This window comes from Burkholderia sp. BCC1996 (assembly GCF_905339955.1).
Classification (GTDB): domain Bacteria; phylum Pseudomonadota; class Gammaproteobacteria; order Burkholderiales; family Burkholderiaceae; genus Burkholderia.
This window is the reverse complement of record NZ_CAJPHM010000034.1, coordinates 35,378-59,899: the sequence shown is the minus strand read 5'-3', so window position 1 is coordinate 59,899 and position 24,522 is coordinate 35,378. Positions and strand designations below refer to the sequence as shown.

General features: G+C 66.8%; 20 protein-coding genes. 11 read left to right on the top strand and 9 right to left on the bottom strand.

The genetic code is table 11. From position 1 onward, the window contains the following. The first annotated feature begins 10 nt into the window (after positions 1–10). From U4Z64_RS33025 to U4Z64_RS33005, 5 genes are all read left to right on the top strand, one after another. Entirely contained in the window at positions 11–967 is a 957-nt protein-coding gene (locus U4Z64_RS33025) for a fumarylacetoacetate hydrolase family protein (RefSeq protein ID WP_321822177.1), read from the top strand. After that, complete coding sequence (locus U4Z64_RS33020; protein ID WP_321822176.1) at positions 964–2,958, top strand: acyl-CoA synthetase; 1,995 nt, start codon at positions 964–966, stop codon at positions 2,956–2,958. The genes U4Z64_RS33025 and U4Z64_RS33020 overlap by 4 nt, the downstream gene beginning before the upstream one ends. Positions 2,959–3,073: 115 nt before the next feature. After that, the gene (locus U4Z64_RS33015) at positions 3,074–3,811 is read left to right on the top strand and encodes an OmpW/AlkL family protein (protein ID WP_044843125.1); all 738 of its coding nucleotides are present in this window, start codon (positions 3,074–3,076) and stop codon (positions 3,809–3,811) included. A gap of 54 nt (positions 3,812–3,865) precedes the next feature. Further along, the gene (locus U4Z64_RS33010; protein WP_321822175.1) at positions 3,866–6,844 is read left to right on the top strand and encodes a molybdopterin-dependent oxidoreductase; all 2,979 of its coding nucleotides are present in this window, start codon (positions 3,866–3,868) and stop codon (positions 6,842–6,844) included. A gap of 10 nt (positions 6,845–6,854) precedes the next feature. After that, positions 6,855–7,724, top strand: a complete 870-nt coding sequence (locus U4Z64_RS33005) for a 4Fe-4S dicluster domain-containing protein (RefSeq protein ID WP_321822174.1) — start codon at positions 6,855–6,857, stop codon at positions 7,722–7,724. Between the two features lie 139 nt (positions 7,725–7,863). Here U4Z64_RS33005 and U4Z64_RS33000 read toward each other — a convergent pair whose 3' ends face one another. The 8 genes from U4Z64_RS33000 to U4Z64_RS32965 form a co-directional block, all read right to left on the bottom strand. After that, positions 7,864–9,309, bottom strand: coding sequence for an NAD-dependent succinate-semialdehyde dehydrogenase (locus U4Z64_RS33000; RefSeq protein ID WP_321822173.1), 1,446 nt, complete (start codon positions 9,307–9,309; stop codon positions 7,864–7,866). 162 nt (positions 9,310–9,471) lie between these two features. Then, positions 9,472–10,800 carry a cytochrome c gene (locus U4Z64_RS32995; protein WP_321822172.1) on the bottom strand — a complete coding sequence of 443 codons (1,329 nt, stop codon included), beginning with the start codon at positions 10,798–10,800 and terminating at the stop codon, positions 9,472–9,474. Positions 10,801–10,816: 16 nt separating this feature from the next. Then, positions 10,817–13,036, bottom strand: a complete 2,220-nt coding sequence (locus U4Z64_RS32990) for a xanthine dehydrogenase family protein molybdopterin-binding subunit (RefSeq protein WP_321822171.1) — start codon at positions 13,034–13,036, stop codon at positions 10,817–10,819. Between the two features lie 84 nt (positions 13,037–13,120). Next, the gene (locus tag U4Z64_RS32985; RefSeq protein WP_321795553.1) at positions 13,121–13,576 is read right to left on the bottom strand and encodes a (2Fe-2S)-binding protein; all 456 of its coding nucleotides are present in this window, start codon (positions 13,574–13,576) and stop codon (positions 13,121–13,123) included. Positions 13,577–13,719: 143 nt separating this feature from the next. After that, positions 13,720–14,019 carry a putative quinol monooxygenase gene (locus tag U4Z64_RS32980; protein ID WP_321822170.1) on the bottom strand — a complete coding sequence of 100 codons (300 nt, stop codon included), beginning with the start codon at positions 14,017–14,019 and terminating at the stop codon, positions 13,720–13,722. Positions 14,020–14,113: 94 nt separating this feature from the next. After that, positions 14,114–15,157, bottom strand: coding sequence for an NADP-dependent oxidoreductase (locus U4Z64_RS32975; RefSeq protein ID WP_124519462.1), 1,044 nt, complete (start codon positions 15,155–15,157; stop codon positions 14,114–14,116). A gap of 205 nt (positions 15,158–15,362) precedes the next feature. Further along, entirely contained in the window at positions 15,363–15,983 is a 621-nt protein-coding gene (locus U4Z64_RS32970) for a TetR/AcrR family transcriptional regulator (RefSeq protein ID WP_044843116.1), read from the bottom strand. A gap of 123 nt (positions 15,984–16,106) precedes the next feature. Next, a complete protein-coding gene (locus U4Z64_RS32965) occupies positions 16,107–17,117 on the bottom strand; it encodes a DNA-binding protein (RefSeq protein ID WP_044843115.1) in 1,011 nt (336 codons plus the stop codon). Between the two features lie 409 nt (positions 17,118–17,526). On the opposite strand from U4Z64_RS32965, the gene U4Z64_RS32960 reads away from it, so the two are divergent. Both U4Z64_RS32960 and U4Z64_RS32955 read left to right on the top strand, forming a co-directional pair. Beyond that, positions 17,527–18,264 (top strand): hypothetical protein, encoded by a 738-nt coding sequence (locus U4Z64_RS32960; protein WP_321822186.1) that lies wholly within the window; start codon positions 17,527–17,529, stop codon positions 18,262–18,264. 56 nt (positions 18,265–18,320) lie between these two features. Next, positions 18,321–18,692 (top strand): histidine kinase, encoded by a 372-nt coding sequence (locus U4Z64_RS32955; RefSeq protein WP_415750615.1) that lies wholly within the window; start codon positions 18,321–18,323, stop codon positions 18,690–18,692. 277 nt (positions 18,693–18,969) lie between these two features. On the opposite strand, the gene U4Z64_RS32950 is transcribed toward U4Z64_RS32955, so the two are convergent. Beyond that, positions 18,970–20,160 carry a helix-turn-helix transcriptional regulator gene (locus tag U4Z64_RS32950; RefSeq protein WP_044843154.1) on the bottom strand — a complete coding sequence of 397 codons (1,191 nt, stop codon included), beginning with the start codon at positions 20,158–20,160 and terminating at the stop codon, positions 18,970–18,972. 281 nt (positions 20,161–20,441) lie between these two features. On the opposite strand from U4Z64_RS32950, the gene U4Z64_RS32945 reads away from it, so the two are divergent. The 4 genes from U4Z64_RS32945 (at position 20,442) to U4Z64_RS32930 (ending at position 24,436) form a co-directional block, all read left to right on the top strand. Beyond that, entirely contained in the window at positions 20,442–21,380 is a 939-nt protein-coding gene (locus U4Z64_RS32945; RefSeq protein ID WP_321822169.1) for an alpha/beta hydrolase, read from the top strand. Continuing rightward, on the top strand, positions 21,377–22,501 hold the full coding sequence (ribBA, locus tag U4Z64_RS32940) for a bifunctional 3,4-dihydroxy-2-butanone-4-phosphate synthase/GTP cyclohydrolase II (protein WP_321822168.1): 1,125 nt from the start codon (positions 21,377–21,379) through the stop codon (positions 22,499–22,501). Before U4Z64_RS32945 ends, ribBA begins: the two co-directional genes overlap by 4 nt. 175 nt (positions 22,502–22,676) lie before the next feature. Next, the gene (locus tag U4Z64_RS32935; RefSeq protein WP_321810834.1) at positions 22,677–23,099 is read left to right on the top strand and encodes a helix-turn-helix transcriptional regulator; all 423 of its coding nucleotides are present in this window, start codon (positions 22,677–22,679) and stop codon (positions 23,097–23,099) included. A 2-nt stretch (positions 23,100–23,101) separates the two neighbouring features. Further along, positions 23,102–24,436 carry a type II toxin-antitoxin system HipA family toxin gene (locus U4Z64_RS32930; RefSeq protein ID WP_257772594.1) on the top strand — a complete coding sequence of 445 codons (1,335 nt, stop codon included), beginning with the start codon at positions 23,102–23,104 and terminating at the stop codon, positions 24,434–24,436. Positions 24,437–24,522 lie beyond the last annotated feature (86 nt).

The window sequence follows — 24,522 nt, the reverse complement described above, 5'->3', positions numbered from 1 at the left end:
GAGATCATTCATGTCACTGCATGTCCTGCACTTCCGGCATCATGGCCGCGCCCAATGGGGCGTGGTCGCCAACGGCGCCGTCACGCCGATTCCCGGCGACTTCGAGACAACCGCGAGCTTTCTCGCGGCGAATCCGGTTGAACGACTCGTCTCGCTCGACGGACCGACGATTCCGGAGTCGGACGTGGAGTGGCTGTCACCGGTGACCGCCAACCAGCAGTTCGTTTGCCAGGGGGCGAATTACCGTCGGCACATGATCGAATCGGGCATGGATCCGGACGCGAAAAAGTTCAACATGATCTTCACGAAGGCGACGAGTTGCATCGTCGCCGCCGACTCACGAGTCGTGAAACCCCGGCACGTCCGGTTTCTCGACTACGAAATCGAGCTCGGCCTCATCCTCAAACGCGACATCACGTCTCATCAGCAGATCACGGACGCGAACCTGCACGACTATGTCGCCGGCACCGTGATCGTCAACGACTATTCCGCGCGCGATGTCCAGATCCCGCAGATGCAGTTCTACAAGGGCAAGAGCTTCCGGACGTTCGGCCCGGTCGGCCCCTATCTGTGCCTGCTCGAGCGGCATGACTTCCCGAAGCTGAAGGCGCTCGACCTGACGTTGACCGTCAACGGCGCGGTGCGCCAGCAGGACTCGACATCGAACCTCGTCTACGGTCCGGCGGAAACGTTGACCGAGTTGTCGGGCGTGCACGACCTTCGCGCCGGCGACCTGCTCGCGACCGGCACGCCGGCCGGTTGCGCACTCAGCATCCCGTCGCCGTTCAAGCAGCGGGCCGTCGCGCTTTTCCCCGAATCCGTCAAATGGAAGATGTTCATGAAGGTGCAGGCGGGGCGCGCGCAGTATCTGAAGGCCGGAGACATCGTCGAAGCCCGGATCGCGAGCCGCGACGGATCGATCGACCTGGGCGTGCAACGTAACGAGATCGTGGACGAAGCAGCATGAACGGCATCGCGACCCAAGACGACGTGCTGGCGATCGAAGCGCCGGGCCTTCCGCCGGACCTTCCGGCCAGCACGTACGAGATGATCTGCGCCGGTGCGGCCATCGATCCGTCCGCCCCCGCCCTTTCCTTTTTCATGACCGCCGACGCGCACCGCGACGCCGAGTGCTGGACCTACCGCGAGCTGGTTCGCGACATCACGCGCACGGCCAACATGTTCGCGCGCCTCGGTGTGAATTCGCAGTCGGTGATCGCTTATGTGCTGCCCAATCTGCCCGAAACGCATTTCGTGATCTGGGGCGGACAGGCAACCGGCATCGTCTGCGCGATCAATCCGCTGCTTGAAGGCGAAGCGATCGGTCAACTGCTCAAAGCCGCCGGCGCCAGCGTGCTCGTGACGCTCGCGCCATTTCCCGGGACCGATCTCTGGCAAAAAGTCGCGGACATCCTTCATGAGGTCGAGCCGCTGCGGCATCTCGTGCTGGTCAACCTGGCCGATCGCGTGCGGGGCATCGCGCAATCGGCGGCACGCACACTCCAGCACGACGCGTGTGCGCAGTTGTACGGCGCTGGCGGTTTGCGCAGCGCCGTGCCTGCGCACATCCAGATCCACGACTTCGGTACGGCAATCGCGCAGGAATCCGGTACGGCGCTCGACAATGCGCGCCGCATTCAACCCGGCGACATGTCCTCTTACTTCTGTACCGGTGGAACCACCGGGTTGCCGAAAATCGCGATGCGCAGTCACGGCAACGAAGTGGCGAATGCCTGGAGCGCCGGCCGGTTCTTCGGCGACAGTATCGGCCCCGGCAAAACGACTTTTTGCGGCTTGCCGCTCTTTCACGTCAACGCCGCGATGGTGACCGGCCTCCTGCCATTCTCGCGCGGTGCCCATGTCGTGCTCGGCACACCGCAGGGTTACCGGGGCGACGGCGTCGTCAAACGCTTCTGGGAAATCGTCGAACATCACCACATCAATTTCTTCAGTGGCGTCCCGACGCTTTATGCTTCGCTGCTCGACATTCCCTCCGAGGATCACGTCATCGACTCGCTCGAATACGGCCTGTGCGGTGCCGCGCCGATGCCTGTCGGCGTCTTCAGGGCCTTCCAGGAAAAAACGGGTATCCGGATTCTCGAAGGTTACGGCCTGACCGAAGGAACGTGCGTGAGCAGCGTCAACCCGCCGAACGGCGAGCGTCGGCTGGGATCAATCGGGCTTCGCATCCCCTTCCAGGCGATGAAGGCGGTCGTCGTGGACGATGCGGGACGGTATCTGCGCGACTGCGCGGCTAACGAGGAGGGGTTGCTCGTCATCTCCGGGCCGAACGTGTTCACCGGCTACACGCGTGCCGACCAGAACGAGGCCCTATGGCTCGATCTCGGCGACGGCAAGCGCTGGCTCAACACCGGCGACCTCGGCCGCTGCGACATCGACGGTTACTTCTGGCTGACCGGCCGCAAGAAGGAGTTGATCATCCGCGGCGGACACAATATCGACCCGGCGACGATCGAGGAACCGCTGCATCGACACCCGGCAGTCCAGATCGCAGCGGCGATCGGGCGCCCCGATGCCTATGCCGGCGAGTTGCCGGTCGCGTATGTTCAGCTCAAGCCGGGCATGACGGCTAGCGAACACGATCTGGAAGTGTTCATGCAGCAGGAGATCGCGGAACGCGCCGCCCTGCCGAAGCACGTCCGAATCGTCGAGGCGATCCCGCTCACCGGCGTCGGCAAGATATTCAAACCCGAACTCAAGCGCCGCGAGACGAGTGACGCACTCCGCGCGGCATTGGACCAGGGCGGAGCGCCCGGCGCATCAGTCGACGTCTCGACCAGTGATTCCGGCGGAATGTCGGTCTCGGTCGAGCTGAGCAATCCCGGGCTCGAGACTGCCGCGCGCTTCGTGCTGGGGCGTTTTCCGTTTGCGTTCTCGATCTCGTTCGCAGCGGAACCCATTCGGTCGTCCGGACCGGCAGCAACAGATCTGCGGTGACGGAGGCGCGTGACTAGCCGCGACAACACAAATTCCGAGAGCGGCTTGTCACTATCAATAAGGTATCCAAAGCAACTGTAGTTCTTTAATCGGACCGAGACAGAGGAGACGCAAAATGAAATTGAGGCGAACGACGAGTTTCGCAGGTGCGATGGTTTGCATCTGCACGGCTGCACTTGCCGACAACGCAGATGCGCAGACGGCCGGAAGCATCACTACGTCGGTTGGATGGCTGCACGTCGCGCCCCAGGGCGACGCGACGCCCCTGACCGTGCAAAGTGTCGGCGGCGTAACGGTGAATCAGCAAATGGGTGGTACCGGGGCGCATGCCAGCTCGACGGATACGATGGGCATCACCACCGAGTACTACGTCACCGACAACATTGGTGTCGCCATGCTGTTCGGACTGCCACTGACAGTCAATCTGGTCGGTGACGGGACGTTGCAGAAGTACGGAACCCTCGGCACGACAAGGCCGATGCCGCCCGCCATCGAACTTCGATATCACCTGTTTTCAGCTGAATCGAAATTCCGTCCGTACGTAGGACTTGGCGTCAACTACACGTGGTTCACCCAGGTTCGGGCGACCAATCGCCAGTTCGTCACCGACAGCTTCGGGCCGGGCGGCTCGGCGCGCGCGACACTCAGTTCATCGTGGAACCCGGTGTTCGAGCTCGGGGCGAGTTACGCGATGACCAAACACTGGTCGGTCGGTGCTTCCGTCGGCTACATGCCGGTGAAGACCCACCTCACGTTATACGGACAGACCGCGACCGGCACGCAGATCGTTTCCACATCGACGCTCCGACTCAATCCCGTCAACGTTTTCCTGAACGTCGCTTACACGTTCTAGCGGGTGCGCCCCGATGCCAGCCCCCCGCATGGAAGCAACACTTTGGATCGAACGATGAAACGACAGGCTCTCAAGACCATTCTTTTTGCATTGCCCAAGGTTCTGGACCTGACGGCGCGCCGCTTCCCCGCCTATCGCGATCGCCTCAAGGAGCGCAATCTCGTCGCGTGGATCGGACTCATGGATCAAAGCATCGGTCGCGCCATCGAGTTCAGGAATGGCCGCATTCGGTCGCGCGCCGGCAAGCATGCGCGGCCCGATGTGCGCATGGCCTTCAAGGACGTCGCCACCGCCCTGAAGTTCCTTTCCCCGAACCCGGACCAGGGCGAAATCGTCCACGCCGCCAAGAACTTCAAGGTGGTCACCGAGGGCGAGGACGAACTGCTGGTTTGGCTCATGCAGACCCTGAGCATGATGCGCACGGTCGGCCTGACGATGGGCACGCCCATGCGCGACGGCACCCGACGCTACACCACCTGTACCAATGGCGGGCCCCTGTTCGTCTACGTCAAGGATGGCCGCATCGTCCGCGTGACGCCCATCGAGCTGGACGATACGGATGCGTCAAGCTGGGTAATCGAGGCACGCGGACGCCGCTTCAGCCCGCCACGGCGCGGACTGGTCGCGCCCCACGCGTTGACCCTCAAGTCGCTGGTCTACTCCGACAAGCGCATCCTTCACCCGATGAAACGGGTCGACTTCGACCCGGACGGCGAGCGCAATCCGCAGAACCGGGGCAAGTCCGGCTATGTGCGCATCAGCTGGGACGAGGCCCTGGACATCGTCGCCAAGGAGATCAACCGGCAGAAGCGTGTTCACGGCCCCGGTTCCATCACGTTCCCGATGTCGTCCCACCACCAGTGGGGCAACGTCGGCTACTACCTCAGCGCGCTGACGCGCTTCGCCAACCTGATCGGCTTCACCCGGGTCGCCGCGAATCCGGACAGCTGGGAAGGCTGGTACTGGGGCGCCATGCATCATTTCGGAAACTCGATGCGCGTCGGCGTGCCCGCCGGCTACGGCGGCCTCGAGGACGGTCTCAAGGAAGCCGAAATGATCGTCTTCTGGTCCTGCGACCCCGAAAGTACCAACGGAGCCTACGCAGGATTCGAGGGAACCCCGCGCCGCCTGTGGGCCAAGGAGCTCGGCATCGAGTTCGTTCACATCGACCCGCACTGCAATCCCACCGCACAGCTGCTGGGCGGCCGCTGGATCCCGATCCGGCCGCAAACCGATGCCGCGCTGGCGACCGCCATCATGTACGTCTGGACCGTGGAGGGCCTGTACGACAAGGATTACGTCGCGACCCGCACGACCGGTTTCGACGATTGGAAAGCCTACCTGCTGGGCGAAACCGACGGTACCCCCAAGACGCCCGAGTGGCAGGAGAGCGAGACCGGCGTGCCGGCCAAGGACGCCCGTGCGCTTGCGCGCCTGTGGGGGAAGAAGAAGGTGCATCTCGCCGTCGGGATGACCGGCGCGGGATTCGGCGGCGCGGGCCGCGGGGCGACCGGCGCGCAATGGGCGCGCTGCATGATCATGATGATGTCCATGCAGGGCTGGGGCAAGCCGGGGGTGAATTTCGGCTGCCTCGAAATCGGCGTCCCGCACGATCTCCAGTTCTACTTCCCCGGCTACGCGGACGGCGGCATTTCAGGCGACCTGGCGTGGACCGCCAATGCGGTGGACAACTACCAGCGCATGCCGCATATCCTGACCATGAATCCCGTCAAGCAAATGGTGCCGCGACAGCAGATGCCCGATGCGATTCTCAACGGTCACGCCACCGGTTATCTCTGGGACGGCATGTCCCAGGAAGCCCAGTTTGCGCCGTTCACGTACCCGATGCCCGGCTATTCGCCGATCCACATGATCTATCGCTACGGCGGATCCGCGTTCAGTACCGTGACGAATTCCGGACGCTGGACGCAGGCCTACCGGCACTCGAGCATCGAGTTCGTCGTCAATCAGTCGATCTGGATGGAAGGCGAAGCCCAGTTCGCCGACATCATCCTGCCCGCGTGCACTTCGCTGGAGCGTTGGGACATCGGAGAATGGGCGAATTCGGGCGGCTACGCCCACCACGGGTATGGCACGGTCAACCATCGCATGCTGACGCTGCAGCACAAGTGCATCGAACCCCTGGGCGAGTCCCGCTCCGACTACGACATTTTCACTGCCATGCTGACCCGGTTGGGCCTGGGTGGCATTTTCACCGAAGGCTGCGGGGATCTCGACTGGGTCAAGCGCGTCTTCGACTCGTCGGATCTGCCCGATCACATTTCGTGGCGCGAATTTTGCCGCAAGGGCTATTTCGTCGTGCCGCCCGAAAAGCCCGAACTGCGCCATCCCGTGGACATGCGCTGGTATGCGGAAGACAGGAAGAAGGACCTGCCGGAACCTCATCCGCTGCCGTCACAGTTCTCGGAGCGGTTCGGCAAGGGCCTGCAGACGCCGAGCGGCAAGCTGGAGTTCGTGCCCGAGTTGCTGAAGCGGCACACCGCGGACAATCCGGAGCGCCCACCGCTCAACCGATATATCCCCTCCTGGGAGGGGTTGCGCTCGGACCTGGCCCGGCGCTACCCGCTGCAACTGATCGCCACCCACAGCCGGTACAGCTTTCATACCCACGGTGACGGCAAGAATTCTGCCGTGAACGGCATCGACGATCATCGCGCGCTGATCGCGGGGCACCGGTTCTGGCTGCTGAGGCTCAACCCGGCAGACGCCGCTGTTCGATGCATCGCCCATCGCGATCTCGTCAAAGTACACAACGACCGCGGCGCCGTGATCTGTGCGGCCGACGTCTCGCCCCTGGTGAACGCCGGAGTGGTGAAATCCTATGAGGCGAGCGCTGAATTTCAGCTGATCGAAATCGATGGCGAGCAAGTCGAGATCGGCGGCTGCATGAACATGCTGACCCCCGACCGGCCTCAGACCGCCGGCACCAGCAGCATGAGCCCGAATTCCTGCCTGGTGCAGGTCGAGAAATGGCGCGGTGCCGAGGCATTCATGCTCGGTCGCGCAGCGTGAGGAATGTCAAATGAGCAAGTGGAACCTGATCATCAACGTCGGCCGTTGCGAGAACTGCCAGAACTGTGTGATCGCCGCGCGGGACGAGCACGTCGGCAATGACTTCCCCGGCTACGCGGCACCCGCTTCGGCCAGTGCCGAGAGCCCCATCCGCATCCTGCGTCGTGTACAGGGTGCTTCGCACATGATCGAGACCACTTATCTGCCGGTCATGTGCAACCACTGCGACGACGCGCCCTGCATGCGTGTGGGCGGCAGCGCCATTCGCAAGCGCGCCGACGGCATCGTCATCATCGATCCGGACAAGGCGCGAGGCCGAAAGGACATCGTCAAGGCGTGCCCTTACAAGGCGATCGTGTGGAACGAAGAACTGCAACTGCCGCAGATCTGGATCTTCGATGCGCATTTGCTCGACCAGGGCTGGTCTCGCCCGCGTTGTCAGCAGTCGTGCCCCACCGATGTCTTCGAGACGGTCAAGCTCGATGACACGGCGATGGCCGAGAAGGCCAGGCGCGAGGGACTCAAGGTATTGCGACCCAACCTGAGCACGAAACCCCGCGTGTGGTATAGCGGCCTCGAGCGTTGGGAAACGTGCTTCGTCGGCGGAAGTGTCAGTGCCCAGGCAGGAGACGTGGTCGAGTGTGTCACGGATGCGGTTGTCGCCTTATATGCAGGTAATCGGCAGGTAGCCGAAACCGTCTCGGACGGCTTCGGCGATTTCCGGTTCGACGGCCTGGCCAGGGGTAGCGGCCTCTACCGAGTCCATATCCGGCATGCCCTCGGCAATGCCTGGCGCGAGTGCGAATTGGGCGACAGCGCCTACCTGGGCGAGATCAGGCTCAGCCGGTCGACCAACACCGTGGCGATCGAGTGCTCATGATCCGGGCGAAACTGGACGCCGCGGTGACCGACGGTGAGCGAATCAGAAAAAACAAGGCCGGGCAGAACACCCGGCCTTCGCCAACGCCATGCCGCGTGCGCACTGCCCAAACGGCGGCACGCACGCGACCACGCGGTCGTCAGACCGCCATCACCGTCACCGACTTCGTGACGAGATACGGCTCCAGCGCTTCCGGCCCGCCTTCCGACCCGTAGCCTGAATCCTTCACCCCACCGAACGGCATTTCCGGCCACGGCGTCGCCGGCTGGTTGATCCACAGCATCCCGACTTCGAGGCGCTGCGTCAGCAGGTGCACGTTCGCGAACGAACGCGTGAACGCATAGCCGGCCAGCCCGAACGGCAGGCGATTGGCTTCGGCGATCGCATCCTCGAGCTTGTCGAAACCGCGGATCGCCGCGACCGGGCCGAACGGCTCGTTGTTGAACACGTCCGCTTCGAGCGGCACGTTCGCGATCACGGTCGGCGCGAAGAAGTTGCCTTCCGAGCCGATCCGTTCGCCGCCCGTCTCGATGCTCGCGCCGACCTTGCGCGCGTTCTCGACGACCGACGCCATCGCGGTCAGCCGGCGCGGGTTCGCCAGCGCGCCGAGCGTCGTGCCTTCCTCGAGGCCGTTGCCGACCTTCAGCCCCTGCGCATGCGCGACCAGCGCACGCGTGAATTCGTCGCGGATGCTGTTGTGCACGAGGAAACGCGTCGGCGAGATGCACACCTGGCCCGCGTTGCGGAACTTCGCGCCACCGGCGGCCTTCACCGCCAGCGCGACGTCCGCGTCCTCGGCGACGATCACCGGCGCGTGGCCGCCCAGCTCCATCGTCGCGCGCTTCATGTGCTGGCCCGCGAGCGCCGCGAGTTGCTTGCCGACCGGCGTCGAGCCCGTGAACGTCACCTTGCGGATCACCGGATGCGGAATCAGGTACGACGAGATTTCCGCCGGATCGCCGTACACGAGACCGATCACACCGGCCGGCACGCCCGCGTCGACGAACGCGCGCAGCAGCGCGGCCGGCGATGCCGGGGTTTCTTCCGGCGCCTTCACGAGGAACGAGCAGCCGGTCGCGAGCGCGGCGCTCAGCTTGCGCACGACCTGGTTGACCGGGAAATTCCACGGCGTGAACGCCGCGACCGGTCCGACCGGCTCCTTCACGACGGTCTGCTGCGCGCCGAGATTGCGCGGCGGCACGATCCGGCCATACACGCGGCGGCCTTCGTCCGCGAACCATTCGATGATGTCGGCGGCCGACAGCACTTCCACACGCGCTTCCGTCAGCGGCTTGCCCTGCTCCTGCGTCATCAGCTGCGCGATCGTGTCGGCGCGCTCGCGCACCAGCGCGGCCGCCTTGCGCATCGTCGCCGCACGCTCGTGCGCGGGCATCTTGCGCCATGCTTCGAAACCGCGCTGCGCCGCGGCCAGCGCGCGATCGAGATCGGCGATGCCCGCGTGAGCCACCTTGCCGATCGCCTTGCCCGTCGCCGGGTTCACGACGTCGATCGTCTTGCCGCTCGCGGCGTCGACCCACTCGCCGTCGATCAGCAGTTGCGTATCCGTATAAGTCACGTTAGCCATCCAGACACCCCAGTTTTACGTCGATAAAACGCGCGCGGCCGCGAACGGCCGCACGCCGGTTGACAGAAAGAGCTGCGCCACCGGGCGCCCTGCACCCGGCACAATGTTCGACGACGGCGTGCGGCACGCATGCCCGTCGTCGTCCGCCACGGTCGGCCGCGCTCAGCGCGCGGCCGCCGTCGCCTTGCGGAGTTTCGCGACCTCCGCCGCCTGCACGGCCGGCGCGCCGTTGTTCCAGCCGGCGCGCATGAACGTCAGCACGTCGGCGATCTGCTGGTCGTTCAGCTGGTTCGCGAACGCCGGCATCGGGTACGCGGACGGCACGCCACCGATCACGAGCGACTCGCTGCCGTTCAACGTCACGTTGATCAGCGACGCGGCATCGGCCTCGAGCACGTTCGGGTTGCCGGCGAGCGGCGCGAGCAGCGGCGCGTAGCCGCGGCCGTCCGCGCCATGACAATGCAGGCAGTAAGCGTTATACACCTTTGCGCCCGGATCGTTCGCCGGCCGGCCCAACACGACCTGCGTCGCCTTCGGCTCATAACGGTAAGGCGGCGCGCCCGTGCCGCCCGCTGCCGGCAGCGATTTCAGGTAGCGGGACATCGCCGCCAGATCGTCGTCGGTCAGTTCCTGCGTGCTGTGGTTGATCACGCTGACCATCGAGCCGAACGCGGTCGCATGCCGGTTCGCGCCGGTCTTCAGGAATTGCGCGATATCCGCATCGCTCCAGCGGCCCAGCCCGGTATTGTGCTCGCCGGTCAGGTTCGACGCGAACCAGTTGTCGATCGGCGCGCCCGACAGGAACGCCGCACCGCCCTCGTCCAGCGCCTTCTCCTGGAAGCCGACACCGCGCGGCGTATGGCACGATCCGCAGTGCCCGAGCCCCTGCACGAGATACGCGCCGCGGTTCCACATCGCGTCCTTGGCAGGCTTGTCGGCATAAGGCGTCGTATCGAGGAACACCATGTTCCACAACGCGAGCGGCCAGCGCATGTTGAGCGGCCACGGGATGTCGGACGCCCGGTTCGCCTGCTTCACCGGCTCGACGCCGTGCATGAAGTACGCGTACAGCGCCTTCACGTCGTCGTCCTTCAGCTTCGCGTACGACGGATACGGCATCGCCGGATACAGGTTGTGGCCGTCCTTCGCGACGCCCTTGCGCAACGCGTTCGCAAAATCGGCTTCCGTATAGCCGCCGATGCCCGTGTCCGGGTCGGGCGTGATGTTGGTCGTGTAGATCGCGCCCATCGGCGTGACCATCTTCAGGCCGCCGGCGAACGGCGTGCCGCGCGGCGCGGTGTGGCACGCGACGCAATCGCCGGCCTTCGCGAGATACGCGCCGCGTGCGACCAGCGCGCTGTCGGCGGCCGCCGCTTGCGCGGCGTGCGCCGCCGTGCCGGCCATCAGTGCGGACAGCGCGATCAACGACGTGCCGAACGTGCGAGCGGCGCGACTCAGGCGGTTCGGAAGATTCGAGGTGAGGTTTCGCATGGTTCGTGTCCTCCCCTCAAGCCGTCTTCAGCTGGTTGCCGACCGGCAGCTTGCGCAGCCGCGTGCCGGTCGCCGCGAAGATCGCGTTCGACACGGCAGCCGCGGTCGCCGCGGTGCCCGGCTCGCCGATTCCGCCCGGCGCCTCGGCGCTTTTGACGAGATGAACCTCGATCGGCGGCGTCTCGTTGATGCGCATCACCCGGTAGTCGGTGAAGTTGCTCTGCACGACGCGGCCGTCCTCGATCGTGATCTCGCCATACAGCGCGCCCGTGATCCCGAAGATGATGCCGCCCTGCACCTGCGCCTCGATCGTGCTCGGATTCACGGCCATCCCGCAGTCGACCGCGCACACGGCACGCTTGACCTGCACCTCGCCGCCTTCCACCGCGACGTCGATGACGATCGAGAAGAAGCTGCCGAACGCGTGCATCACCGATACGCCGCGCCCTTGCCCCTTCGGCAGCGGCGTGCCCCAGCCGGCCGCCTTCGTCGCGACGTCGAGCACGTTGCGCGCACGCGGCGTCTTGTCGAGCAGCGCGCGGCGGTACTGGACGGGATCGGTCTTGGCCTGCGCCGCGAGTTCGTCGATGAAGCTCTCGACGACGAACGTGCTGCGGGTCGGCCCGACACCGCGCCAGAACGCGGTCGGCACGTGGCGCGGTTCCTGGCGCACGTAGTCGATCAACTGGTTCGGCAGGTCGTACGGCAGGTCGTTGGCAACCTCGACCGCGTCGGGATCGACGCCGTCCTTGAAGGCCGGCGGTGCAAAGCGCGCGAGGATCGACGAACCGACGATCCGGTGCTGCCATGCGACCGGCTTGCCGTTCGCGTCGAGGCCGGCCGAGATCCGGTCGTAGTAATACGGGCGATACATGTCGTGCTGGATGTCTTCCTCGCGCGTCCACACGACCTTCACCGGCGCGTTGACCTGCTTCGCGATCTTCACGGCCTGGCCGATCATGTCCGTTTCGAGCCGTCGGCCGAAACCACCGCCGAGCAGGTGGTTGTGCACTACGATCCGGTCGGGCGCGAGACCCGTGAGCTTCTGCACGGTGTCGACCGCCCGCGTCGGCACCTGCGTGCCGACCCAGATCTCGCAGCCGTCGCCGCGCACGTGCACCGTGCAGTTCACCGGCTCCATCGTTGCGTGCGCAAGGAGCGGCTGTTCGTAGACGGCATCGATGCGCGTCTTCGCGTTCGCGAACGCGCGGCCGACGTCGCCGTCCTTGCGCGCGACCGCGCCCTTCCCGTTCGCGGCGGCCTGCGCGAGATCGGCGACGATGTCCTTCGTCGACACCTTCGCGCCCGCGCCTTCGTTCCACTTCACGACGAGCGCCGACGCACCGCGCTTCGCGGCCCACGTGTGATCGCCGACCACCGCGACCGCGTTGTCCGCGCGCACCACCTGGCGCACGCCGGGGATCTTCTTCGCGGCCGTGTCGTCGACGCTCGCGACCGTGCCGCCGAACACCGGGCTGTTCACGATCACCGCATACAGCATGCCGGGCACGCGCACGTCGAGTCCGAACTGCGCGGTGCCGTCGACCTTCTCCGGCGAATCGAGCCGCTTCACCGGCTTGCCGATCAGCTTGAAATCGGCCGGCTGCTTCAGTGCGACGTCCTTCGGCACCGGCAGCTTCGACGCGGCGTCCGCGAGCTGGCCGTACGATGCGCGCCGGCCGCTCGGCGTGTGCTGTACTTCGCCGTTCGCCGCCCGGCAGGTGGCCGGATCGACGTTCCATTGCTTCGCCGCCGCCGAAACCAGCAGCGTGCGCGCGGTCGCGCCGGCGCGGCGCAGCGGTTCCCAAGCGTACCGCACCGACGTCGAGCCGCCCGTCAGCTGGCCGCCGAGCAGCGGATCGAGGAACAGCTTCTCGTTCGGGGGCGCATGGTCGAGCGTGACGTTCGACAGCGGCACCTCGAGTTCCTCGGCGATCAGCATCGGCAGCGCCGTGTAGACGCCCTGGCCCATTTCGACCTTCGGCATCACCAGCGTGACCTTGCCGGCGCGGTCGATCTGCACGAACGCGTTCGGCGCGAATACACCGGCGCGCGCGCTTTCGTCCGCATCGCCGCCGATCACCGAGCGCCGTGCATCATCGCCCGCCGCCGGCATGCTGAAGCCGAGCAGCAGGCCACCGCCCGCCGCCGCGCCGAGCGCCATGCCCGCCTTGAGAAACGTACGGCGCGACACGCCCGCGCCGGCCCGACCTGCTTCGATCAGTCCTCGCGACATGTCAGCCTCCGCAGAGCCGCCTCAAGGAGGCTGACCGCCCCCTCGGGGGGCAGCGAACAAAGTGAGCGTGGGGGCTGTTTCATCTCATGCCCCCTTCGCGGCGTGTTTGACCGCCGCGCGAATCCGGTTGTAGGTACCACAGCGGCAGATGTTGCCGGCCATCGCCGCGTCGATGTCGGCGTCGCTCGGGTTCGGGTTCGATGCGATCAGCGCGGTGGCCGCCATCACCTGCCCGGACTGGCAGTAGCCGCACTGGACGACGTCGAGCTCGCGCCATGCCTGCTGGACCTTCTGCCCGGCCGGCGTCGCGCCGACGGCTTCGATCGTCGTGATCTTGCGGCCCGCGACGGCCGCGACCGGCAGCACGCACGCGCGTGCGGCGACGCCGTCGAGATGCACGGTGCACGCGCCGCATTGTGCGATCCCGCAGCCGAATTTCGTGCCGGTCAGGCCGACGACGTCGCGCAGGACCCACAGCAGGGGCATGTCGTCGGGGGCGTCGACCGTGCGGTTCTCGCCGTTGATGTTGAGGGTGACCATTCAGCCTCCGGGGGCGGTGTATTGGGGAAGCGGCGCGAACGATGCGCTGCGCCGCGTTGTCGTTGTCGTCGCCGTTGCGTCATGCGTGACGGCTGCCGTACGGTCCCGGGCGAGAACGGGCCGTGACGGGGGGTACCGCGTCGTTACTCGGCCACGTCGATGCCCGACAGCACCTTGATGACGGGCGGCGCCGCGAACCAGTCGGCCGACTTCACGCGAAATTCCGTGAAGTGCGGGCTGGCGAGGTGCGCGTCGAACGCGGCCTGGTCGTCGTAGATCTCGTACAGGTGCAGGTTCGGCGAACCGTCCTGCTCGCGGAACAGGTCGTAGCGCCGGTTGCCCGGCTCGACGCGCGTCTTGGCGACCATGCTGCGCAATTCGGCCTCGGCGGCCTGCGCGTGTTCGGGTTTCGGGAACAGGGAAGCAATCACGTGAAGCGCCATCTTTGTCACTCCTTTCGAAACGGAATCGAGCATGCCACAAGCCGGCGTCTCGCGACGCCAGCGTGCAATCGTCGTGTGTCGTCTTGCGCCGGTGTCAGGCCAGTTCGTCCGGACCCACGCGCACGACGACCTTGCCGAAATTCTTGCCGGCGAGCAAGCCGATCAGCGCGTTCGGCGCATCGGCGAGATCGGGGATGACATCCTCGAGCGCCTTCACCTTGCCCTGCGCGAGCCACTCGCTCATCTCCGTCAGGAACTGCGCGTAGCCCGTCGCGTAATGATCGAAAATGATGAAGCCCTGCATCCGGATGCGCTTGCGCAGGATCGTCCCCATCAGCAGCGGCAGGCGATCGGGGCCGGCCGGCAACGCGGTGTCGTTGTAATGGGCGATCAGCCCGCATACCGGCACGCGCGCATGCTCGTTGAGCAGCGGCCACACCGCATCGAACACGGCGCCGCCGACGTTCTCGAAATAGACGTCGATACCCTTCGGACAGGCTTCCTTCAGCCGGGCGGCGAATTGCGGATCGCGGTGGTCGACGCAATCGTCGAAGCCGAGCGTGCCCTTCACGTACGCGACCTTGTCGGCGCCGCCCGCGACGCCGATCACGCGGCAGCCCTTCAGCTTCGCGATCTGGCCGACCACCGCACCGACCGCCCCGCTCGCGGCGGCGACGACCACGGTTTCGCCGGCCTTCGGCTCGCCGATCTTCAGCAGCCCGGTGTACGCGGTGAACCCCGGCATGCCGAGCACGCCGAGTGCATGCGACGGATGCGCGAAGTCGCGGCCGAGCGGAATGAGACCGCTGCCGTCCGACAGCGAATAGTCCTGCCAGCCACCGCGCGCGACGACCAGGTCGCCTTCGCGATACGCGGGCAGGTTGGACGCCACGACACGGCTGACCGTGCCGCCGACCATCACGTCGCCGAGCTCGACCGGCGGCGCATACGACGGCGCGTCGCTCATCCGGCCGCGCATGTACGGGTCGAGCGACAGCCAGATCGTGCGCAGCAGCACCTGGCCGGCGCCGGGCACCGGTACGTCGCCGGTTTCGAGACGAAAGTCGTTCGGGGTGGGCGCGCCGACCGGGCGCGCGTTCAGGATGATTCTGCGGTTTGCTGCCTTGCCTTGCGGCATGGGAACCTCCGTCAACAGGAAGGGACGTGCACGGGCACGATCGGATCAACGTTGGACAACCGTGATGCGCGAGGCTGCGGCCTTGCCGGCGAATCAGCCGGCGGCCGGGCCGCCGCCTCGCGGGTAAAACAATGTGACTTCAGCGTAAGTAGACCAGTCGTCTAGCGCTCACGCAAAAAACAAGGCGCGCCTGCGCGCGCCCACATTACGACTGCACTCCGTCGGGCTCGAAGGACGGCAGGTTCAGCATCCGCCGTGTTTCGAGCATCGCGCGTTCGAGCGGTTTGCGGTCGCGGTGAATCTTCTCCAGCAGCGTCGCGCCCAGCCACAGCTCGTAAAGGATCGCGGCCGTATGCGCCGGATCGTCGACGCCGCCCAGCGAACCGTCGGCCAACCCGGCCTCGATCCCGCCCGCGAGCCGCTCGATGATCTGGCCGGTGCCGCGCCGCAGGACCGCGCGCATCGCCTCCGACAAATCGGACACTTCCGCACCGAGCTTCACCGCGAGGCACTTGCCTTCCGGATCGTCCGCGCACTGCGTGCGCAGCCAGTTGCCCCAGTACGTCATCAGGCGCTGCGCGCCCGTGCCGGCCGGGTGCTTGAGCAGGTTGTCGAGGTGCTCGAGATAGCCTTCGAAATACGATTCGAGCAGCGCCTCGCCGAACGCCTCCTTCGAGCCGAAGTAATGGTAGAACGAGCCCTTCGGGATACCCGCCGCGGCGAGAATCTCGTTCAGACCGACCGCCGAAAACCCCTTGTGGAGCATGATCGGCTTCGCGATATTCAGGATGTGCTGGCGGACTTCCGCGCCTGAAGATGCATTCATGATGGCGTATCTTAGCAACGATTAGACCGGTCGTCTAGTAACGTCGAGCCGGCAAGTTGAGCGGCACTTTACCCGAATCGCACCGCGTCGCGGACACGTCGTCGCCGCACCGTGGCGCCCACGTCACGCGGGTTTCGGGACGCGCTTCCTCGCGACCGGTTTCGCCGCACGCAGGGTGCCGCCCGCCGGTCGACCCGGCGCCCGGCGCGCGGGGGGACGTGACGCGCGTTCGGCACGCAATGCGTCGAGTTCGCCGACGTACGCGGCATTGGCCGCGCGGGCCCCGTCGAGCTGGCCTTCGAGCATGCCGCAGCGGTGTTGCGTGTCGGCCAGTTGCGCCTGCAGTGCCGCGAGATCCTTGCGGTGCTGCGTATCGCGCTGTTCGGCACGAGCCGTGGCCGCGTCGAATTCCTTCTGAACGCGTGCGGCCGCGAGCCGTTCGCGGTCGATCTCCTGAAGCGCTCGCCTCTCCGCTGCACGCAAGCGTTCCTCGGCCCGGCCCGCGTCGTCGCGCAGCCGGTCGAGTTGCGACGTGAAATCGGCGCGCGCCTGCGCCAGCGCGCGATCGGCGTCCGCGTTGTCGGACTTCAGCCGCTCGATTTCCGCTTGCAGCGCGCGGCGCGATGCTTCGTCGGCCGCCCTCGCCTGCTCGAGTTCCTGGATGCGCACCTGGGCCGCCAGCAACGCGCTCGTGCGGTGCTCCAGCGCGGTTTCGGTGCGGGACAGGTCGGCTTGCAATGCCGCGACCTCCGCTTTCGCCGCGGCCCGCTCGGCTTCGACTTCGGCGCGCAGTGCATCGAGCGCTGCGGCGGCATCGGTACTCGAGCGGCGCCACAACGCGGCGACGAGTTCGCCCGCTGCCGCCTGCAGATCGGCCGGCAAATCCGGATGCTCGATGCGCACCCGGCTCTTTTCCCGCAACTCGGCCCAGAACTCGCCGAGCACCGCCGTCGGCGTGCTCATGCTGCCCTTGCGCACGAGCTGGTAAAGGCGGTTCGCGGTGGGCGTGACGCCGAAACGGAAGAACATCAACGCGCAGACCTCGCGATAGAGCTCGCGGGTCTTCGGGAAATCGGCCCTCAGGCGGTCGATTTCGGCGATCAGGCGGGATTCGTCGGCAACGAGGTCGGACATGACGGTTTGAGTCGGTGGTTTCGTTAATAATATAACGTAAACCGTTAAATATCCAATTGTCACACCCCTGTTGTTTGACATTATTTCTATAATGTTGAGTTTCCATCGGCGGGCTTCGTTATTTCCGTACCTGACTCGCCACCTCGCTGCTCCCGTCGACGTATTGCGTCTTCTGATCCCGGCCGCGCCCGCAACGCCGAAAGCGCCGCTCCCGGTCAACACTCGCCCTCCCGCGTCTTCCGGTTCGCGTCCAAGTCGCCCCACCCGATAAGCATCCGTTAAGAATCCAGCCCGCATAGTGGCGCCCAGTCCTCGCCCGAGGCCTCCGACCCGCGCCGCAACGCATGCATGACGGCGCCTCTTCAAGGAGCGATCCGTGAATCCGCGCCCGCCCGTCGTATCGACGACCCTGCTGAACAAGGTGCCCGCCGTCACCGCCATCTTCTGGATCATCAAGATCCTGTCGACCACCGTCGGCGAAACCGGCGCCGACTATCTTGCCGTCCGCGCCGGGCTCGGCGTGCCCGTCACCGACGCGTTGATGGCCCTGCTGCTCGTCGGCGCGCTCGTGCTGCAGTTCCGCGCGAGAACCTGCGTGCCGTGGCTGTACTGGCTCAACGTGGTGCTGGTCAGCGTCGTCGGCACGCAGATCACCGACGCGCTGACGGACGGGCTGGGCGTCAGCCTGTACGCGAGCACCGCCTGCTTCGCCGTCGCGCTCGCGGCCTTGTTCGCGGCCTGGTACCGGAGCGAGCGGACGTTGTCGATCGAAACCATCGTCACGACGCGACGCGAAGCGTTCTACTGGGCCGCGATCCTGCTGACGTTCGCGCTGGGCACCGCCGCCGGCGATCTGGCCACCGAAGCGCTCGGTCTCGGGTTCCGGCTCGGCATCGTGTCGTTCGGCGCGGCGATCGCGCTGGTGGCCGTCTCGATGCGACTGGGCACGAATCGCGTGCTCGCGTTCTGGCTGGCCTACATCCTCACGCGCCCGCTCGGCGCGTCGCTCGGCGATTTCCTGTCCCAGGCCCGCGAATACGGCGGCATCGGGCTGGGTGCCGCGACGACGAGCGCGGTGTTCCTGACGTCGATCGTGCTGCTGGTCGCATGCACGACGCTCGCCAACCGGCAGGCAAGCGCGCGATGACCGTCGCGTTGCCTTGCCTTGTCGCATACCCCGTCCGACTCTCCAAAGGAAATGACATGCTTACTCGAAAACTGATGTGCGCCACGATCGTCGCGGCACTCGCAGCCGGCCCCATGTCTATGCTGCTCGTCTCGCCCGTCCATGCGGCAACCGCCGCGAAGCTTGGCGACCTGTCGTCGTTCCGCGGCATCGCGACGGACACCCGGAAGCTCGTCGAAGCGGGCAATCTCGCCGGCGCGAAGATACGCATCAAGGATCTGGAGACGAAATGGGACGATGCGGAGCCGTCGCTGAAACCGCGCTCGGCTGCCGACTGGCATGTGATCGACAAGGCGATCGACCGTGCGCTGGCCGCGCTGCGTGCCGACAAGCCCGACGCCGCGACATGCCGTCAGTCGCTGGACGATCTGCTCGCGCTGCTGAAGTAAATCGCCGCGACGGACGCCCGGTCACGCCGCGCGTCCGTTGTCGGCGCCTGCCGCGATCCGCGTCGTGACGATGCGTGCGACATCGACCGCGCGATGACTTGAAGCGCCCGATGCACGCCATCGGCTGCGCATCAAACGAACGAGGCTCGCACCATGCGAGCCTCTTGTTCTCGATGCCGTGATCGCCGCAACGCATACGTCGAGCGCAATCTATGTATCGGCAGACGAATGCGCGCGATATCGACGCAGCGGCTTACGGCACGACATGCCGCCCCAATCAACCCAGCGGCACCACGCTCCCGAGCAGGATCCGCACGAGCGTCGCCTGGCGCGTCACGCCCGTCTTCGAGAAGATCGCGCGCAGGTGCGTGCGCGCCGTGTTCTTGCTGATCCCCGATTCCTCCGCCGCCTCCTCGAGCGTCAGCCCGTTCGTCAGCAGCAGCGCGAGCGACGTCTCGGCGGGTGTCAGGTCGAACAGCTTGCGGATGATTTCCTGCGCGCCCTGCGGCTTGCGGTCGGGGTCGCGCAGGAATAGCGTAACGGCCGGCCGGCGCTTGTTGTCCTCCGACCAGTCGGACAGCAGCACGGTGCGCACCAGCAGCCCGAGGCGCGGCTTGTCGAAGCCGCGCGTGATCGGCATCGCCTCGACGATCGCCGCGGCCGTGCCGTGGTGCCCCATCACCGCGTGGCGGATCAGCCGCTTGAGCGTGCGATTCTCCTGCGCATCGGTCGCCTCGATCGTGCCGCGCGCAATCGTCAGACCGTTGTTCTGCTTCAGGATCTCGTCTGCGACGCCGTTCATGTCGATGATCGTGCCGTTCTCGTCGAGCGTGATCGTGCCGATCTGCATCCGGTTGATCGCGTTGGCATAGATCGACCGCTCGACCTCGGCCGTGTCGAGCCGCGAATGCAGTTCGACCGCCCGCTTCAGGTGCGGCAGCAGCAGCGCGCAGATCGCCTTGTCGCGCGCGGAGAACTGCTTCGACGCATGATTGCGGCACACGCGGAACCGGCACTCGACGCCCGACGGCGTGCGCAGGTCCGCGCCGAGGATGTAGCGCACGTCCTGCGGCTTCAGGAACTGCTTGTACAGTTCGCTCGACAGCCAGCCCGTATCGCCGAACACGTCGTCGACCGTGACCACGCGATCGGCCGGCAGGCCGACGAACGGGTCGAGCGAATAGTAGTAGTTGTTGTACGACGCCTCGCCGTCGCCCGGCACGACCGGGCCGAACTCCGATGCATGCACGGACAGCGGCGCGCGACGGTCGCTCGCGGCCGCGCGCAGGATCAGCGTCACGTAGCTGGCCTGCAGCAGCCGGCGAACCATCTCGAGCGCGCCGGCCCACGGCGGCGTTTCCATCGGCCCCTGGTAGATGCGCGCCATCAGCTCGCTGAAATCAGCGACGCCGATGTCGGCCTCCTCGCTCGTTGACTGGCTCTCTTGCGGGGCCCATCTCGTCTCCATCAGCACGCTCCATCCTCCATGCAACTTGTGTTCGGTGCGATTCATCCGCGCCGCCATGATTAAGACGTGTCTTAATTCCGGCGTCATCGGGACATTCACTGAATGGTGAGCTTTGGCCATCCGGACGCGCGAACCATCGTCCAATCGGATGATGTGGCGCCCTGCCCGCTGCGCTGGAATGCCCGTCAGGCCGTGCCGGCAAGCATCCGGCGCGGGCTCAGGGAAAACCGCGATGCGGGTTTACCTGATTCAGACCGCATCCGATTCAGACAGGAGTTCCAATGCCGCTCGACCCTCAGGCGCAGGCGCTGCTCGCCGCGCTCGCCCAAGTGCCCGCGATCGATTTCGATCGACTGACCGTGCCCGCGTACCGTGCGAGCCTCGCCGGAGGCAGCGCGTTCGCGCCCGGCGACGCGATTGCCGCCGAAGAGGACTGGCAGATCCCGGCGCCGGGTCGTCAGTTATCCGCACGACTGTATCGGCCCGATGCCGACGAGCCGTTGCCGCTGACCGTGTTTTTCCACGGTGGCGGCTTCGTCGCGTGCGGGATCGATTCGCACGCGAACCTGTGCCGCAGTCTTGCCAGGCGGGCGCGCACGCTCGTGCTGTCGGTCGATTACCGGCTCGCGCCCGAAGCGCGCTTCCCGGCAGCCGCGCAGGACGCTTGCGACGCGGTGCGCTGGGCCGCCGCCGGTGCGCGCGATCTCGGCGCGCGCGCCGGGGCGATCGCCGTGGCCGGCGACAGCGCGGGCGGCAACCTGGCCGCGGTCGCCGCGCTGCAGTTGCGCGGCTCGGGCATCGCGATCGCGTACCAGTTGCTGCTGTATCCAGTCGTCGATTGCGCGACCGAGCATCCGTCGTACGAATCGCTCGGCGAAGGCTATTTCCTGACGGCGGACGCGATGCGCTGGTTCAAGCGCCAGTATTTCGACGACGGCGCCGACCGCGCATCGCCGCTCGCGAGCCCGCTCGCCGTGGCGGACCTGTCGGGCGCGGCGCCGGCCACCATCGTCAGCGCGGAATTCGATCCGTTGCGCGACGAGGCCGAAGCGTACGCACTGCGTCTCGCGCAGGCCGGCACGCCGGTCTCGCTCGTGCGCTGGCCGGGCCAGCTGCACGGCTTCGCGAGCATGCTCGGCGCAGTCGACGCGGCCGATCGCGCGCTGACCTTCGGCGCCGACGCGCTGCGCCGCGCCTTCGACGCGACGGAGGCGCAATGACGCTCGCCAGTACGCCGGAAATCGTCGACGAGCTGCGTGCGGGACGGATGGTCCTGCTCGTCGACGAGGAGGACCGCGAAAACGAAGGCGACCTCGTGATCGCGGCCGATCACGTGACGCCCGACGCGATCAACTTCATGGCACGCTTCGGGCGCGGGCTGATCTGCCTGACGCTGACCGCGGAACGCTGCGAGCAACTGCGTCTGCCGCCGATGGCCGATCGCAACGGCACGCCGTTCGGCACCGCGTTCACTGTGAGCATCGAGGCGGCCGAAGGCGTGACGACCGGCATTTCGGCAGCCGATCGCGCGCGGACGATCCGCGCGGCGGTGCGCGCGGGCGCGCGTCCCGACGATCTCGTGCAGCCCGGCCACGTGTTTCCGATCGCCGCGCGCCCGGGCGGCGTGCTGGTGCGCGCGGGACACACGGAGGCCGGCTGCGATCTCGCGGCGCTCGCCGGGCTCACGCCCGCGTCGGTGATCTGCGAGGTGATGAACGACGACGGCACGATGGCGCGGCTGCCCGAGCTGCAGACGTTCGCCGCGCATCACGGGCTGAAGATCGGCACGATCGCGGACCTGATCCATTACCGCCGCGAGCACGAATCGCTCGTCGAGCGTGTCGGCGAACGGCCGCTGCATACGCCGTGGGGCCGGTTCCGCGCGATCGAGTATCGCGACACCGTGCACGATGCGCCGCATCTTGCGCTGGTGCGCGGCGAGCCCGATCCGTCGACACCCGTGCTGACGCGCGTGCATGAATGCCATTCGCTGCTCGACCTGCTCGACGCGGAACCGTCCGCGCATTCGTGGCCGCTGCACGCGGCGCTGCAACGGATCGACGCGGCCGGTTGCGGCGTCGCGGTGCTGCTCGACTGCGACATGCGCGGCGACGCGATGCGAACGCCGGCCGGCCACGCACGCCGCGACGGCCGCGTGACCGGAATCGGCTCGCAGATCCTGCGTGAGCTCGGCGTGCGGCGGCTGAATGTGCTGTCGAGTCCGTTCCGGCTGCCGGCGCTGTCGGGGCACGACCTGGAAATCATGGCGTTCATCCCGCTCGGCGACGACGATCCGGAAAGCGCGCGCTCCGCCGATGCGAGCCCGCTGCGGGCGGCGTGATGATGCCGGGCTGACAGGCGCGTGCCGCGCGTCCTGGCACCGCCCCACGGGTTGCCGCTTGACAGGCTATCGTTTGTTTTTATGAAATACAGTCTCGGGTTTGTATTTTGACGATACATACCATAGACTGTATTTTCCGATTACAAACGATCGCCTGTCATTGCGCGGAGAGCCCATGGCATTCCCTGTCCAGACCTTGAGCCAGTTGCGCCCGATCCTCGTCGGCTTCCGGAAGTCGGCGGGGTTCACGCAGGCGCAGCTCGCTGCCCGCCTCGGCGTGACGCAACAGTCGTACGCGCAGCTCGAAGCCAATCCGTCCGCGGTCAGTATCGAACGTCTTTTCAAGGTGCTGAACGTGCTCGGCGTTCGCCTGGCGCTCGAGCCGGGCACGCCGGACGACGCAGCGGCGCCCGCTGGCACCGCGCCGGCGCCCAAGCGCACGCCGGCCGCGCGCGGTCGCTCGCCCGGTTCGCCCGGTTCGTCCGAGCTGCCGGCTCGCCCGCCGGCCGCTGCGAAGGCCCCATCCGCCGCCACGCGGAAACGGCCCGCCGCCGCCACGCCCGGCAAGCCTCGGGGCACCACAAGGGAGGACTGGTGACGATGGCCCGCCGCCCCCGCCACGACCGCCTCGACCTGTGGATGAACGGCATCCCGGTCGGCTACTGGGAAGTCCGGCGCGGCGTCGAGCGCCTCGTCTACCTGCCGGCGTGGGTCGACGATCCGCAAGGCCGTCCGCTGTCGCTGTCGCTGCCGTTCACGCCGGGCAACCAGCCGCACCAGGGCGCGATCGTCGCCGACTACTTCGACAACCTGCTCCCGGACAGCCAGCCGATCCGCCGCCGCATCGCGCAGCGCTACCGGCTCGGGTCGACGGCGCCGTTCGAACTGCTCGCGTCGATCGGCCGCGATTGCGTCGGGGCGCTGCAGTTGTTGCCTCCGGACGAAGCACCGGTCGACCTCGAATCGATCGACGGCACCGCGCTCGACGATGCGGCCGTGGCCGACGTGCTGCGCCACGCGACCGCCGCGCCGCTGCCCGGCCACGCGGAGCCGGACGGCGAGCTGCGCCTGTCGATCGCCGGCGCGCAGGAAAAAACCGCACTATTGCGCGACGGCAATCGCTGGCTGCTGCCGGCCGGCAGCACGCCGACCACGCATATCTTCAAGCTGCCGCTGGGACGCGTCGGGAACATGCAGGCCGACATGCGCACGTCGGTCGAGAACGAATGGCTGTGTTCGAAGATCGTCGCCGCGTACGGCCTGCCGGTCGCCGCGTGCGACATCGGCCGGTTCGACGACCAGAAGGCGCTGATCGTCGAGCGTTTCGACCGCCGTCCGTCCCGCGACGGCACCTGGATCCTGCGGCTGCCGCAGGAGGACATGTGCCAGGCGACCGGCACGCCGTCGGGCGCCAAATACGAATCCGACGGCGGCCCCGGCATCGCGACGATCATGGGCATCCTCGCGAATTCCGCCGAGGCCGCGCGGGACCGGACGAACTTCTTCGTCACGCAGCTCGTGTTCTGGGTGCTCGCGGCCATCGACGGCCACGCGAAGAATTTCAGCATCGCGCACCTGCCCGGCAACACGTATCGCAGCACGCCGCTGTACGACGTGCTGTCCGCGCATCCGATCATCGGCACGCGCCGCAATCAGCTGCCGCCGCGGCGCGCCCGGCTCGCGATGGCCGTGTGCGGGAAGAATCGCCATTACGTGATCGGCGACATCCAGCCGCGTCACTGGATCGCGCAAGGCGCGCGTGTCGGTCTGACCGAAGACGCCGTACGCGCGGCCATGGCCGATGTGGCGGCACGCACCGAACCGGTGATCGCCGGCGTCGCGTCGCGCATTCCGGCGGATTTCCCGTCAGACGTGGCCGATGCGATCTTCGACGGGATGCGCCGCCAGGCGCGCAAGCTGGGCGCGGCCGACTAGGCGGTGCGGGCGCCCGGGCGGTGGGCGGTGGGCGGCGGATCATCCACGTGGACGATGCGATCCGGCGTCGGCTCCGCACAATGGTC